The 14,995-nt window shown below is 58.5% G+C and carries 13 protein-coding genes; 9 read left to right on the plus strand and 4 right to left on the minus strand.

Features of this window, described 5'->3' with window-relative positions; all coding sequences use genetic code 11:
• The first annotated feature begins 45 nt into the window (after nucleotides 1-45).
• Both J4E00_RS04710 and polA read left to right on the plus strand, forming a co-directional pair.
• Nucleotides 46-2,463: an MG2 domain-containing protein gene (locus tag J4E00_RS04710; protein ID WP_208173879.1), complete on the plus strand. Its 2,418-nt coding sequence runs from the start codon at nucleotides 46-48 to the stop codon at nucleotides 2,461-2,463.
• Nucleotides 2,464-2,581: 118 nt separating this feature from the next.
• Complete coding sequence (gene polA / locus J4E00_RS04715) at nucleotides 2,582-5,473, plus strand: DNA polymerase I (protein WP_208173880.1); 2,892 nt, start codon at nucleotides 2,582-2,584, stop codon at nucleotides 5,471-5,473.
• Nucleotides 5,474-6,241: 768 nt separating this feature from the next.
• Here polA and J4E00_RS04720 read toward each other — a convergent pair.
• From J4E00_RS04720 to J4E00_RS04735, 4 genes are all read right to left on the minus strand, one after another.
• Nucleotides 6,242-7,093: a hypothetical protein gene (locus J4E00_RS04720; protein ID WP_208173881.1), complete on the minus strand. Its 852-nt coding sequence runs from the start codon at nucleotides 7,091-7,093 to the stop codon at nucleotides 6,242-6,244.
• 16 nt (nucleotides 7,094-7,109) lie between these two features.
• The gene (locus tag J4E00_RS04725; protein WP_208173882.1) at nucleotides 7,110-7,352 is read right to left on the minus strand and encodes a hypothetical protein; all 243 of its coding nucleotides are present in this window, start codon (nucleotides 7,350-7,352) and stop codon (nucleotides 7,110-7,112) included.
• A gap of 41 nt (nucleotides 7,353-7,393) precedes the next feature.
• Nucleotides 7,394-7,738: a hypothetical protein gene (locus J4E00_RS04730; RefSeq protein WP_208173883.1), complete on the minus strand. Its 345-nt coding sequence runs from the start codon at nucleotides 7,736-7,738 to the stop codon at nucleotides 7,394-7,396.
• Between the two features lie 69 nt (nucleotides 7,739-7,807).
• Entirely contained in the window at nucleotides 7,808-9,205 is a 1,398-nt protein-coding gene (locus tag J4E00_RS04735; RefSeq protein WP_208173884.1) for a vanadium-dependent haloperoxidase, read from the minus strand.
• Nucleotides 9,206-9,526: 321 nt separating this feature from the next.
• Here J4E00_RS04735 and J4E00_RS04740 point away from each other — a divergent pair, with 321 nt between their 5' ends.
• The 7 genes from J4E00_RS04740 to J4E00_RS04770 all read left to right on the plus strand — a co-directional run bounded on the left by J4E00_RS04740 (nucleotide 9,527) and on the right by J4E00_RS04770 (nucleotide 14,988).
• Nucleotides 9,527-10,246 carry a hypothetical protein gene (locus tag J4E00_RS04740; RefSeq protein WP_208173885.1) on the plus strand — a complete coding sequence of 240 codons (720 nt, stop codon included), beginning with the start codon at nucleotides 9,527-9,529 and terminating at the stop codon, nucleotides 10,244-10,246.
• A 188-nt stretch (nucleotides 10,247-10,434) separates the two neighbouring features.
• Nucleotides 10,435-11,088 carry a hypothetical protein gene (locus tag J4E00_RS04745; protein ID WP_208173886.1) on the plus strand — a complete coding sequence of 218 codons (654 nt, stop codon included), beginning with the start codon at nucleotides 10,435-10,437 and terminating at the stop codon, nucleotides 11,086-11,088.
• Nucleotides 11,061-11,858 carry a sensor histidine kinase gene (locus J4E00_RS04750; RefSeq protein ID WP_208173887.1) on the plus strand — a complete coding sequence of 266 codons (798 nt, stop codon included), beginning with the start codon at nucleotides 11,061-11,063 and terminating at the stop codon, nucleotides 11,856-11,858. Before J4E00_RS04745 ends, J4E00_RS04750 begins: the two co-directional genes overlap by 28 nt.
• Nucleotides 11,859-11,876: 18 nt before the next feature.
• Entirely contained in the window at nucleotides 11,877-12,569 is a 693-nt protein-coding gene (locus J4E00_RS04755) for a response regulator transcription factor (RefSeq protein ID WP_208173888.1), read from the plus strand.
• 81 nt (nucleotides 12,570-12,650) lie between these two features.
• Nucleotides 12,651-13,073, plus strand: a complete 423-nt coding sequence (locus J4E00_RS04760; RefSeq protein WP_208173889.1) for a hypothetical protein — start codon at nucleotides 12,651-12,653, stop codon at nucleotides 13,071-13,073.
• Between the two features lie 99 nt (nucleotides 13,074-13,172).
• Nucleotides 13,173-13,655 carry a DinB family protein gene (locus tag J4E00_RS04765; RefSeq protein WP_208173890.1) on the plus strand — a complete coding sequence of 161 codons (483 nt, stop codon included), beginning with the start codon at nucleotides 13,173-13,175 and terminating at the stop codon, nucleotides 13,653-13,655.
• Between the two features lie 55 nt (nucleotides 13,656-13,710).
• Nucleotides 13,711-14,988, plus strand: coding sequence for a metal-dependent hydrolase family protein (locus J4E00_RS04770; protein WP_208173891.1), 1,278 nt, complete (start codon nucleotides 13,711-13,713; stop codon nucleotides 14,986-14,988).
• The last annotated feature ends 7 nt before the right edge of the window (nucleotides 14,989-14,995 follow it).

Here is a 14,995-nt window from a genome sequence, read left to right on the forward strand (position 1 = left end):
TTTCCCGGCAAATTGGCAACAACTTACATCCCTGCACTCTTTGCTATGGAACCAACCATTTGCAAGCACCCGCTGAGTATTGGCACCTGTGCGGCCCTGCTGCTGAGCCTGGCCATAGCCGGACCGGCCGTGGCCCAGACCGCGCCGCTTGATTCGTTGGGTGGTATTACGGGCAAGCTGCTGCGCTACAACCGGCGCGGGCCCCAGGAAAAGCTGTTTCTGCACCTTGACCGGCCCTTGTACCTGAGCGGGGAAACGATGTGGTTCAAGGCTTATGCTGTAGATGCCACTTATTCCCGTCCGCTGACCCTTAGCAGCGTGGCTTATGTGGAAGTGCTGGATGCCAGCCAGCGCCCCGTACTGCAAGGCAAAGTGGCCTTGGCTAAGGCTACGGGACAGGGCTCGTTTGTGCTGCCGGCCTCTTTGCCAGCGGGCAACTATACCGTGCGCGCCTACACCAGTTGGATGAAAAACTTCAGCCCCGAGGCCTACTTCCACACTACGGTAACGGTGATTAACGCCGCGGCGGCTTCTGGAGCGAGCAGCAAAGACTCGGCCGCCGCGGATGCCCGGTTTTTCCCCGAAGGCGGTAACCTGGTGCGCGGCCTGCGCAGTCGGGTGGCATTCAAAATCACCGATAAGGCTGGGCATGGCGCGGCGGCTGAAGGCAAGGTTCTTAACCAAAGCGGGACGGTGGTAGCTACGTTTCGCACCGCTCGGCTGGGTATGGGCAGCTTTGCCTTCACCCCAGCGGCGGGTCCGGATACGTACACGGCCATCGTCACGCTCGCCAACCATCAAACCGTCAGCCATAAGCTACCCGCAGTTTTTGAGCAAGGCTATGTGCTGCGACTGGAAGACTCCGGACCTGAGCAACTGACCCTGACGGTAAATGCCACCGGCACCCAGCCCGCCACGGTGTACCTGCTGGGCCACTCCCGCCAGCAGGTAGCGCTGGCCACGCGCCTGCAGCTGGTGGAAGGCCAGGGCCAGCTGGTGGTGAGCAAACGGGCCCTGCTGGATGGCGTTTCGCACTTCACGCTGTTCAATGCCGAGCAGCAGCCGGTGTGCGAGCGGCTGTATTTCCGACCTGCGCCGCAAGCCCTTGCCATTGTGGCCCGCGCCGACAAGCTGCAGTACACAACCCGCGAAAAAGTGACGGTGCAGGTGAGCACTACCAGCCCCCAAACACCGCTGGCGGCCCAACTATCGATGGCCGTGTACCGCCTCGATTCCCTCAGCCGGGTGGCCCCGGTGGGCATCGACCGCTACCTACACCTTACCTCCGAACTGCAGGGGGCCGTTGAAAACCCCAATTATTATTTCACCGCAACCGGCCCGGAGGCCACCGAAGCTGCCGACAACCTGATGCTGACGCAGGGCTGGAGCCGCTTTCGGTGGGAAGAGGTGCTGGCGGCCCCCAAGCCGTTTGCGTACCTGCCCGAGCCGTATGGCCCGGTGCTCCAGGCGCAGCTGACGCGGGCCGGTACCCGCCAGCCGCGCACCAACGTCATTACATATCTCGCATCGCCCAGCCGCCTCACCCATCTCACCAATTCGACAGGTGATGCGCAAGGTGTGGTACGCTTCGAGTTGGGTCCGCTCGCCGGGCCCCGGGAAGTCATGCTGCAAACCGACCCGATGCAGGACAGCACAGTGCAGATAACGGTACTCGACCCGTTTTCAGCCCGGTATTCGACACCCTCGCCAATGCCTTTTGGCTTGAATTCGCGCTTTCAGACGGACTACGCCAAGCGGCATTTTCAGGCCCAGGTGCAAACGGTATTCGCAGGCACGTCCCGCAGCCGGTATGCGCTGGAGCCAGTAGATAGCATGGCTTTTTTTGGCAAGCCCGACGAAACGTATCTGCTCGACAAGTACACCCGCTTTAAGGTGCTGGAGGAAGTGTTGCGGGAATACGTGCCGGGCGTGGTGGTCCGCATTCGCAAAGACGGCTTCCATTTGTTGGTGGTGGACAAAATCAACAAAACCGTGCTCCAGGAAAACCCCATGGTGCTGCTGGATGGCGTGCCGGTGTTCAACATCAATAAAATAATGGCCATGAACCCGCTGAAGATTCGCAAGCTGGACGTGGTCGACAGCCGCTACTTCCACGGCTCGGCCATCTACAACGGCATTGTGAGCTTCACCACCTATAAGGGCGACCTGGAAGACTTCCCGCTCGACCCGCGCGTGCTGGTGGAGCGCTATGAGGGCGTGCAACGCCAGCGCGAGTTCTACGCGCCGCGCTACGACACGCCGCAGGCCCAGCAAAGCCGCCTGCCCGACCTACGCAACCTGCTCTACTGGAACCCCAATATCAGCACCGGCCCCGACGCCAAAACCGTGGATTTTTACACCGGCGACCAGGCCGGGCGCTACCTCGTGGTGCTACAGGGGCTGGCGGCCAATGGGCTCTCGGGCAGTCACAGCTTTGTGCTGGAAGTGAAACCGGCACTATAGCAGCACTGGCTCATACCGAAGGTCCTGATTGCGCTTTTCGACGCAATCAGGACCTTTTTGCATAATAAAGCTGCGCCGATATCAGCCATACGATTGGCCGGTTCCGTACCTTCGTTCTATGTCTGATACCGCCACCGCCGCCCCCAAAAAGCTCTTTCTGCTCGACGCTTTTGCCCTTATCTACCGCTCGCACTTCGCGTTCAGCAAAAACCCGCGCATCAACTCTAAGGGCATGAACACGGGCGCCGTGCTCGGCTTCACCAATACGCTGGTGGAGGTGCTGCAAAAGGAGAAGCCCACCCACATTGGCGTGTGCTTCGACGGTCCGAAAAAGACCTTCCGCCACGAACAGTTTGCCGCCTACAAGGCCCAGCGCCAAGCCATGCCCGAGGACATTGGCATCGCCATTCCCTACATCAAGAAAATTATCCAGGGCTTCCACATCCCCATCCTCATGCTGGATGGCTTTGAAGCCGATGACGTGATTGGCACGCTGGCTCAGAAGGCGGAAAAGGACGGCTTCGAGGTGTTTATGATGACGCCCGATAAGGACTACTGCCAGTTGGTAACGGACCACATCAAAATCTACCGCCCGGCCTTTATGGGCAACGCGGCCGAGATTCTGGACGTGGCCCACGTGCTGGCCCGCTTCGAGATTGAGCGCGTGGAGCAGGTGATTGACATCCTGGGCCTGCAGGGCGACGCGAGCGACAACATTCCCGGCATCCCTGGCATCGGCGAGAAGACGGCCAAGGCGCTGATTAAGCAGTACGGCACGGTCGAAAACCTGATTGCCAACTCGGACCAGCTCAAGGGCAAGCAGCAGGAAAACGTACGCAACTTTGCCGAGCAGGGCCTGATGAGCAAGGAACTGGCCACCATCCACGTCAACGTCCCGCTGGAGTTTGAACCGGAAAAGCTGGTGCTCGATGCCCCCGATGAAGCCACCTTGCGCGAGCTGTTCGACGAGCTGGAATTCCGCCAGCTGGCCGCGCGCATCCTGAACGGTGGGGGCCCGCAGCGCACGCCGGCCAGCGTGGCCGCGCCCGGCAGCACACCCACGCGCCGGCCCAAACTGGTACCCGGCGGTCAGGCCTCGCTCTTTGGCAACCCCGGCGATGAGGCCGTGGCCATTGGCGCGGAAGAAGGCGAAACGGCGGGCTACGGCGCCCCCTCTGGCCCGCGCAAACGGCTGGAAGATGTGCCCTACCAGTACCACTTGATGGACACACCCGAGCTGCGCAAGTCGCTGCTTGGCTTCCTGTTGCAACAGGCTGAAGTCAGCTTCGACACCGAAACCACCGGGCTCGACACCATGACGGCGCGGCTGGTGGGCCTGAGTTTTTGCTGGCTGCCGGGCGAGGCCTATTACGTGCCCGTGCTGGCCGACGACCAAGCCGCTACCCAAGCCATTGTGGATGAGTTCTGTCCCTTCTTCGAGGCGGAGAATATTTTGAAAATCGGCCAGAACATCAAGTACGACCTCACCATTCTGCGCCACTACAACGTGGAAATCAGCGGGCCGCTCTTCGATACCATGCTGGCCCACTACCTCATCGAGCCCGACATGCGCCACAACATGGACGTGCTGGCCGAAACCTACCTGCACTATTCGCCGGTGTCCATTATAGAGCTTATCGGCCCCAAAGGCAAGAAGCAAATCACGATGGCGGACGTGCCGCCCGCCCGGGTGAAAGACTACGCCTGCGAAGACGCCGACGTGACCCTGCAGCTCAAGCACGTCTTCGAGCCCATGTTGAAGGACCTGGGCTTGCTGGGCCTGCTGAACGACGTGGAAAACCCGCTGGTGCCGGTGCTCAGCAGCATCGAGTACGAGGGCATTCGGATTGATTCTGGGGCCATGAACGAGTATTCGGCTGAGCTGCAAGGGTACATTAAAGAACTGGAAACCCAGATTTTCCGCGAGGCTGGGCAGGAGTTCAACATCGGCTCGCCGAAGCAGCTAGGCGAGGTGCTGTTCGACAAGATGGACATCGGCAAGGGCAAAATCAAGAAGACCAAAACCGGCCAGTACGCCACCGGGGAGGAAATCCTGAGCCAGCTCGCGGCCGACAACCCCATTGCCGCCCTCATTCTGGAATACCGCCAACTCACCAAGCTGCGCAGTACTTATGTGGAAGCCCTGCCCCAACTGGTGAGCCCCGTCGACGGCCGCGTGCACACCAACTTCAATCAGGCAGTGGCCGCAACCGGGCGCCTCAGCAGCACCAACCCCAACCTCCAGAACATCCCCATCCGCACCGAAAAGGGCCGCGAAATCCGCAAAGCCTTCGTACCGCGCGACGAAAACCACGTGCTGCTGGCGGCCGACTATTCGCAGGTAGAGCTGCGCATCATGGCTGATTTCTCGGGTGATAAAACCATGATTGAAGCCTTTCGTCAGGGCCTCGACGTGCACGCCAGCACCGCCAGCAAGGTGTTCAAAGTGCCCATCGAAGACGTGGACAGCGAGATGCGCCGCAAGGCCAAAACGGTCAACTTCGGCATCATCTACGGCATTTCGGCCTTCGGGCTGGCCCAGCGCATCGGCATCGGCCGCAAGGAAGCCACCGACATCATCGAGACTTATTTCCAGGAATTCCCGTCGGTGAAGGCCTTCATGGACGGCAGCATCAACCGCGCCCGCGAGCTGGAATACGCCGAAACGCTGCTCAAGCGCCGCCGCTACCTGCGCGACATCAACTCCCGCAATGCCACGCTGCGCGGCTACACCGAGCGAAACGCCATCAACGCTCCCATCCAGGGCACGGCCGCCGATATCATTAAGATGGCCATGATTAACATCTACCACTGGCTGCGCGAGGAGAAGCTTCAGACCCGCATGATTCTGCAGGTACACGACGAACTGGTGTTCGACGCCGTGCAGGAGGAAGTGACCTACATCACCCCCAAAATCAAGGAACTGATGACCACGGCGCTGCTGCTGCCCCACGGCGTGCCGCTGGAAGTGGAGGTGGGCACCGGGCGCAACTGGCTAGAGGCGCACTAGGATAGTTCCTGGGTCAGTATGCATTCTCCGGTCGGACAGTGCCGCCATCAGACTACACCAGCCAAGCTTGTAAACCGGGGAAAGGCACCTGCTGCACGGCACGCTAAAACACTACGAGAAAGCCTCTGCGTAAGCCCGACCCAATACAAAGGCCTGCATTCAACTGAATGCAGGCCTTTGTATTGGGTCGGCCGCCCATTAGCAATGGGCCCTAATCAATAGAGCACGCTGATAGTCAGGACACGAGCAATAATTCAATGTATCTCCTTATAAATCAAGGCATATATCAAGCCCATGACAATTTCAACGTAGGACGGTGTATGGCAAGCTGGCTAACTCCGATTCCCTCTTGAGCTTCGTCGTCGGCCCACAATCCGGCGAACCCGGGGGAATCCTCTGGCGTGAAAGGCTGCCCTGACATGTAGCTTCTACACATTCGTAAGCAGTTGTATTTCTGAGAAGCCGCCGGTATTGATACTAGCTCAGACCCGCCTGCTTCTGTGTGCACAAGACGCTGGTATTTGACGCCCGGCAGCAGGACACAAGTCACTATACAAATGAGAGCGGTTTTTAGGTTGGCGTCCGTTGCCCGGTTCGACGGCGCAGCCGTCCGACCAGTGGTCGTTGAACGACGATGTTGAACGACGATGTTGAACGACGTTGCAGCGGCACAGGCAACGCGTCCATCAACCAGACGGCTCCACAGTTGGACCGGAACGGCCAATTCCATCCATATACCAACCTAAAACCGGGTCTAAGCAGGGCAGCTTATTTCAATATATCAAGCGCTACAATCAACCCATACCAAGTCTTGTTTTGGTAGACCCAGCTCTGTCGCTCGTCATACGAGCCCAGCACATGGTCCCATCCGATGGCTCCACCAATGTTGATGGTGTTAATCCCTAGCATCAGGTAAAACCCATTGGTGAACATGGCTGCTTTCCGCTCAAACGGGATTTTGGGACCTCTGGTATTGGTCTTTTTCAGGTCGGTAGCACCTAAGCCAATAAAATACCCTGGAGAGAGAGAGTAATGATTGGTCGTTTGCCCAAACAGGCCTTGAGTAGCACTATATACATTGTGAGTAAATTTCCACCCCGCTGCAATGCCCACGTTCACACTGGTTTCGGCTTGCTGGGGAAAGGAGTCGGCCAGCGCGGAGCTATTGAGTTTGGGCCGGATGCGAAGCGGAACAGAGAGTGCCTGTAGCACGGGCTTTGAATCGAAGTACTTCAATTTTGTATAGCTCGGTATTCCTGTAGCACTGACATCAAGGGTTGTTTCGGGAAAATAGATTTTGCCAAGGTTCTCTGCTTTGAATCCCTGAATAGAATAGGTTGGAATAGCGGTGGTGCTTCCGACGGATGGTGCTGCACCTTGAGGGGTTATGATTAAGCCATCGGCCTTCTCCGTGATAGATGCCTTAAACCCTGCAGCAGGCGAATAAGTGACCAAATTCTGACTCAACGTAGGAACCGTTCCTGCTGGCGGGGGCGGTGGTGCACCGGCTGGAAAGGTGACATTCAGACTGTATAGCCTATTGCTGCGGTATATGTACTTGGTGTTAACACAAGAAGACAGGAAGCAGCACAACGCGCCAAATATCAAGAAGTATTTCATAGTGAAATAGCTGAAATCAAGCAGGCCGCATAAATTTTGTTAACGGGTGTTCTTCATCATCCCGGTCAAATGCCCCAAATGTCTTTTGGGTAGGGTCATAGCTGATATTGCTTTGGGCCAGCACGGCTGCTACAGCAGCAAGCTCATTCGATGAGAGAGGCCCCGTTGAGTAATCGGTGGCGTCATTTTCTAGCCGGAAAACGACCAATCCTGTGCCTTTGGGGGTATAGTACAGGTAGTAGTAGCTTATCTTTTTCATGTTGGAGGAAGTTTAAAAGTTAAACGAAAAGCAACCGTTGCCTACCGCAGGGTTTCCCGCTGAGCTTGGGTTAGCAGGGCATCCATGTTGTCAACCCGGCTTTTCAAAGCAGCGGCGCGCTGGGTAGCCGCTTCGGTTTGGGCCTGGGCCTGCTGCTGGCCAGCCGTGGCCGCCTGCACACCCAGAAAAGCCCCAACCAGCGTGCCCACAATGCCGATAAACTGCCCCACCAGGGAAGTGATTTCGGCAGCCGTCCACACAGTAGTGCTGGCATGAGCGAGGTAAGCCGTGAGGATGCCGGAAATCAGCAGTCCTATCAGGGCTATAATGAGTGCGTACCGGCTGCGGCTTTCGGCAATCGGCACAGGAGTAGGAAGAGGTTCCATGATGCAGAGAAAGAAAATGTTGAGCGGATTGACCAGGCAGGCGAATGATGCCCCAACTCGGGCATCGGGTTACCCCTGGCGCGGCACGTCGGCAAATACCTTGGCGGTATCTTCCCCTACTTTCGTCCCAATCTCATAGCCCCCGTTCGCATCAAACTGGTAATGCACGCCCAGGTACACGCGGCTCCGGCCGTTCTCGAGCGCCGCCTGGGTGAAGGAGCTGAAATGACGGGTACGGCGGATGCCATTTTCGTCGCGGAAGGCGTGCGGGTCTTCAGTTGTGGCCGTGAAGGAGATGTCATCGCGGCCATAAAACGCCTGCATCACTACGGCCCACGCCGCCCCGAATGTGGAATGCCCCGAGACGTAGGCCGGAAAATTCGGGGAAAAGCGGGTGCCACTCACCGTTGCCGAGAGGGGCTGCCAGGTTGGGTCGGCAGCTGTGCTGGGGTTACCATCGGTGTCGGCCAACTGAATAGCCGTTTCGGGCCGCCACAGGCGCAGGGGGCTTTGAGCCGAAGGATTAAAATACTTGGCCTGCCAGGCCACGATGGATGCATTGACCATTGCCGTGCCCACCATGGCAAAAAGCCGGGCCGTGTTGAGGAGGTTTTGAGGAGTGCCCTGTTGCTTGGCCACGTCCTGCGCAATGGTGTAGAGCTGGCCCGGCGGCTTGGACGTACCGTTCAGGTCATTGGCCCAGAAAAAGGCGATTTCTGTTTGCTCAGGTGTGCGTGCGGCGGCATGGGCTTCGCCAAGCAGCTTTACTTCGGCCACCTGCTCCGCGTACAGGGGAGAAGCCAGCAGGGCCGGATAGGAAAGCAGGTTATTGGGTATTGTTGTGGGCAGGTAGTCGGTGGCCGGTTGCGAGGCCAGCAAAAACAGCGGCACCGTGCCCCATTGAGGCGTCAGCGCCGGGCCGGAGCCGGTTTCGCGCCACTCGCCGGGGGTCGGGTCAAGCGGTGGGTCGACGTCCATGCTCAGCCCGGTATCGGCCGGGTAGGCTTTGAGCACCCCCTCGGCAATGGCCTTGCCGTATGCTTCCGAGGCGGCGGTATCAATCGTGGTAACCGCACCAGTATTTACGGCTAAACCCAGCGTGTGCGGGTCGGCCGCCGGGTGCACCTGGAACGGGTCGAAGGGATTGAGGACACCACCCTGCATTTGCTTGGTCGTTGTCACATAGTCCTCAACTGCCGTCGTCAGGGCATAGCAGGCGGCGTAAGCCGCACTGGTAGCCGGGTCGGGCATGCCGGCAGTGGGCAGCGACAGCAGGTTGTCGTCAATCAATGCTGGGTAATGCGCTGCCGGCGTTAGTCGGTTTACTGCTTCGTACATGGCCAGATGCATCAGGCCGCCAATGCGAGCCAATGGGCCGGGGGCCCCGCCGATGCGCCGCACGACATCAAGGTAAATGTTATTCCAGGCGAGAACGACGCTGCCGGGTGATGAGGAAGAAGTAATCATTACGCGCAGAAAAAAGGTGAGAAAAAAGGTGTTAAAGCGGTTTGATGCCCGAAATAGACAATGCAAAGGGAGCATCTGTCAGCCGTCTTTTCTAGCGTGAAATCCCTTGACTTTTACAATCAGGTGGTATCCCTGATATACCCCGTGGAAACTACCTGATTTTGCTACCGCGTAGTTTCACGGGGGAGGCGGCCTGGCGAAACCACAGAGCGTTTTTCGCCGGAAGCGCCCTGGCATACACGCATGTAAGAGGAACGGAGCTGTTTGACGACTGGGAAAGGGCAGCCTACATTTAGGCCCTTAACCATTCCCTTTTTCATCATGCCACACGCCGTTCTCCCCTGTGAGATTTCCCCGGATGCATTCTCCGCCTACACCGCAAGCTGGCGGGAGCTAGTAGCTGCAGATGCTGTCGACGCGCTCCACGCCTGCTTCGTGAGCAATGACACCCGCCTGAACTACGTGTACCTGCGCCATGAGCAAGTTGTAAAACTGGTGGAGTCTAAGCCGAAGAAGATTTGCGCAAGATTTGCCCTCGTCCCCCGTGAGTCGGGCACGGGACAAAGCGTTGCCCTGGTATTCTACAGCGACGACGCCAACGACATCCCTGCTTCCGGCTATCAGCTGAGTGGGACAGCGGGGGAGGCCGCCGCTATAACAGGCTGCGCAACGATAGTATCTCCTATCTGCTTTGAAAAGGCTTGTGACAACATAAATGGGTGGGGTGAATTGCCAGCAAACGGCCTGGAAATTGGCTTTTTCAAAACGATGGACGAACCGCTGAGGGGCTACACGCACGACGTAGCAGATTTCGAAGATGCGATAGCGTCTCCAGCCCCTGCCGCCCTGTGGCTCATCTTCTCCCTTCATCCCGAGCGAGGAGCTGAAGAACCCAACAAGCGACTCTTTGACACCGTGTTGACCCGGCACGTAGAACCGGATGCAGATGCTCCGGGCGCCATTACACTGACTGCTGACCGGGTCTACTACGACGTTGCGAACCCCTGCCCACCCGCCTGTGGGATAATCGACAGAGCTTAGCAGCAGCCATTCGCAGCTTGTGCAGAACAAATCATGAACGTGGTTTCAGAGGGGAGCGGGTACGCTACGGGGTGGCCTGCCCTACAAGCGGCATTTTTTTTAAGATAACCATCAAAGGATGAATAATTTTTGTCGTAATTCCTCACCCGCTTTAGCAGCAAAAGCTACCGGCTGACGCCCTTGCAGCTATGGCAGGCACCATCCTATATCCCGTGCTCAAGGCCTCGCTGGCGCCCGTGGTGGTTGCCAGCGCAATGGCGGCGGTGCGCTTCCGACACCTAAGCCCGCCGTTGCGCTATTTGGCTGTTCTGGTGTGGTTCACGTTACTTATCGAAATCCTGACGCGGGTGCGAGCCGTGCAGCAACAGTCCAACCTGTTTGTGCTGCCCTTCGACACGTTGGTGGAGTTCGGTCTGCTGGCCTGGGTTTACCGGCAGGCGCTGTGGCCTTCGGCCGTGAGCCGCTGGGTACCGGCTGTGGTCGGCGTTTTTTCGCTGGTGGCCCTCCTTTCTTATGCGGAGCCGGCGGGGCTGGCCCGGTTCAATACCGGGCAGCGCTTCGCCGAGAGCCTGCTGGTGCTGGGTCTCGTGCTGCTGTACTTCTACAAAGTCATCCGGGAGCTGACTATTCTGCACCTCGAGCGCGAGCCCTTGTTTTGGATTTCGGTGGGCCTGCTGCTATACTTTTCAGGCAATGTGTTTATCTTTATTTCAAGTAATTATATTATCCAGTATTCGAAGGCACTGAGCCTGAAAATGTGGGATATTCACGCCTGGCTGTACATGGTGCTTTATGGATTATATGCGTGGGCACTGTGGATAAGTCCATCGAACAAGAAGTAGGGCTGCTGTATGGGGGCGTGGTGGTGATGCTACTGCTGGCGCTGGCGCTAGTGGCTTTTTTTCTGATTTACCAGAAAAAGCTGGTGAGCCAGCAGCTGGCCCTGCAAACCATTCAGGGGGCTTACCAAAAGGAAGTGTTTGCAGCGGCTATTCAGGCCGAGGAGCGGGAGCGGGAGCGCATCGGCAGTGACTTGCACGACGAAATTGGCTCATCGCTCTCGGCCGCCAAAGTATTGATGGCCCAGCTGGAAGACGCTACTTCGGCTACTGACAAAGAACAAGAGGTAGTTGCGCTTATCAAGGGAATTATCGGTAACTCGTTGCAGGATATTCGCAATATTTCCCAAAACCTACATCCTGCCGTACTGGCACAGTTTGGCTTGGGCAAAGCCCTGCACAACTTAGGGCTGGTATGTGCCGATGCCTTCCCCAACGGGGTGGCGGTACACGTTGAGCTGGCGGCGCCCCTGTCCTACGCACACGAGCTGGCGCTCTACCGCATTGTGCAGGAGCTTCTCAACAACGCGTTGAAGCATGCCCGGGCTTCCCGGGTTACGGTGGAGCTGCGGCAGCTGCCACACAGCCTGGTCCTAACAGTGGCAGACGATGGCCGCGGCTTCGACTACGCCCGCGTGCAGGCGGGCGGCCAAGGTGGGCTGGGCCTGAAAAGCCTGGCCGCCCGGGTAAGCCTGCTCGACGCGTCGCTGCACCTGGAATCGGCTGCGCTTACAGGAACGAGTGTGCGCGTAGAAGTGCCTCTTTTGGGCTAAGCTGCTAGCTTTACGGCCATGGCTGCTCTACCTCCCATCTCTATTTCGATTCTTGATGACCACCGGCTGTTCCGCCAGGGCATCATGTACATCCTACAAAGTCTATATTTTGATACGAAGGTACAGGAGGCAGCCACTTTTGGCGAGCTACTGGACCAGTTTGCCCAGCAGGTACCCGACATCTTGCTGCTGGACCTGCAAATGCCCGACATCAACGGCATAGAGGCCACCAAGCGCCTGCTGGAAGCGCATCCCAGCCTGAAAATCATCGTGCTTTCCATGCACTCGACTGATGATTTTATCTCCCATATGTTTAAGCTGGGCGTGCGCAGCTACCTGCCCAAGGACGTAGATAAGCAGCTGCTCAGCACGGCTATTGGAGCGGTGATGACCGACGGATACTATTTCACTGACAGTATTTCCAAGGCAATGGCGCGCGGCCTGCACGCCAGCAGCCCCAAACAACCGTCGTTTCAGTCGGCTGCTATTGCGCTCACTCCCCGCGAAATAGAAGTGCTGGCCCTGATATGCAAAGGCTACTCTACTAATAAAATTGCGGAGCAGCTTTTCATTAGTGACCGTACCGTGGAGGGCCATCGCAAAAGCTTGTTGGAAAAAACCAACACGCCCAATGCCGTTACCCTGGCACTCTATGCGCTGAAGCACGGATTGTTAGCCCCCGACTCTACCAACACCCCATCATTGCAGTAGCCCGGCTGCCGACACCCTCCGGCGTATCCCAGCCGCCGGCCCGCCGTATACTCAGGCTTTCAGCCAGCCCACCCGCAAGCCATGCCGCACCAACTCCACACCACCACTCTGCAAAACGTAGCCCGCGGCGTGCTGGGCACCTTTATGGTCTTTGCCGGCACTGGCCACCTCACCTTCGTGCGGCAGGAATTCCAGGCGCAGGTGCCGGATTTTGTGCCGCTGGACAAGGACACCGTGGTGCTGCAATCGGGAGTGGTTGAAATTGCGCTGGGGCTGGCCTTGCTCTTGCTGAAAGGCAAAAACCGGCGCCGCATGGGCATTGGACTGGCGGCGTTCTATGCGGCGGTGTTTCCGGGCAACGTGCACCAGTATACGCACCACATTTCGGCCTTTGGCCTCGACACCGATGCCAAGCGGCTGGCCCGGCTATTCTTCCAGCCCGTGCTGATGGGCGCAGCGCTGTATTCGACCGGCGCCTTGCAGACCTTGCGCCGGAAAAAATAACCCTGCTAATTGCTACAAGAATCAGGACCCTGCCAATTGTGTAGCAAAGGGTTTGCTACATAAACCTCACTCTTTTCAAAATTGTAGCAATTCTTTTCTATGGAGAAGTCCACCCGCGAACCCCTCGTAGCCGAATTAGTCAGCCTGCTCACGAAGGGCAACGCCCACGCCACTTTCGAAGAAGCCACGGCTGGCCTCTCACCCGAAATCTGGAACCAGCACGTACCCGATGTGCCCTACACCATCTGGCAATTGGTGGAGCACGTGCGCATCGCGCAGTGGGACATTCTTGAATTTTCGCTTGGCGAGGAGCACGAATCGCCGGAGTGGCCGGCTGGCTACTGGCCCGCTAAAGACGCTACCGCCGACGAAGCCCTTTGGCAGCGCACCCTGGACCAAATCCAGGCCGACCGCCGGCGCTTCATCGAACTGCTGCAAAACCCGGCCACCGACTTGCTCACACCCCTGCCCCACGGCACAGGCCAAACCATCCTACGCGAAGCCCTGCTCATCGGCGACCACAACGCCTACCACACCGGCGAAATCATCTTGGTGCGACGGCTGCTGCACGCCTGGAAATAAGGCACTTCATTAGCAAGAAATGCATTGAGCGCGCCGCGCTACCTTGCCGGTTGCTATGAAGAAACTGACTCTGCTGGTACTGGCGTTACTAACCGGGCCATTTGGGCATGCCCAGTCCCAGGCTCCGGGCCCTACCACAATATTGCTGCGCCCGGCCGCGGTGTTCGATGGTCAGGACCGCCACGAAGGGTGGGCGGTGCTGGTTGAAAACAGCAAGCTCACGGCTGTGGGCCCTGTAGCACAGGTCACAGCCCCGCCGGGAGTTCGTATTCTCGACCTGCCCGGCCTCACCCTGCTCCCCGGGCTGATTGAAGGACATTCGCATCTGCTACTGCACCCGTACAACGAAACCAGCTGGAACGACCAAGTCCTACTGGAATCGCAGGCGTTGCGGGTGGCCCGCGCCACTGTTCACGCCGAGCGCACGCTGCTGGCGGGGTTCACCACGGCCCGTGACCTCGGCACCGAAGGCGCGGACTACGCGGACGTGGGGCTGAAATCCGCCATCGACCAGGGCATCATCCCGGGGCCGCGCCTATTAGTAGCCACCCGTGCCCTGGTGGCCACCGGCAGCTACGGGCCTAAGCTTTCGGTGGATGAAGACGTGCCCCAGGGCGCCCAGGAAGCCGATGGTGTCGACGGCATCATCCGGGCGGTACGCGAACAGATGGGCAAGGGAGCCGACCTCATTAAAGTGTACGCCGACTACCATTGGGGCCCGAATGGGACCACGCAGCCCACCTTTTCGCAGGAAGAGCTGTCCCTGATTGTGCAGACGGCGCGCTCCGCCGGCCGGGGTGTAGTGGCCCACGCCGTCACGCCGGAAGGCATGCGCCGCGCCATCCTGGCTGGCGTCGAAACCATTGAGCACGGCGACGGCGGCACTCCCGAAATCTTCGCGCTGATGAAGCAGCACGGCATCGCGCTGTGTCCCACCGTGGCCGCTGGCGATGCTTCTGCCCAATACAAGGGCTGGCACAAGGGCATCGACTCGGTACCACTGCGCATTCAGCAAAAGCACACGAGCATGGCCGCTGCCGTAAAAGTAGGCGTGGCGTTGGCAATGGGTGGTGACGTGGGCGTATTTGCCCACGGCGACAATGCCCGGGAAATGGAGTTGCTGGTGAGTGATTATCAACTCTCGCCGCTGCAAGTGCTGCGACAGGCTACTAGCGGCAACGCCCGCATTTTCCACCTCGCCGACCGGGGCCACCTCGCCCCTGGCCTACTAGCCGACTTGGTGGCAGTGGCTGGCGACCCAACCCAGGACGTAGCCGCTCTGCGCCAAGTACGCCTCGTGATGAAAGGCGGTGTGCTCTACCGCCAGCCCTGAAAGCAAG

Source organism: Hymenobacter negativus (assembly GCF_017571495.1).
Taxonomy (GTDB): Bacteria; Bacteroidota; Bacteroidia; order Cytophagales; family Hymenobacteraceae; genus Hymenobacter; species Hymenobacter negativus.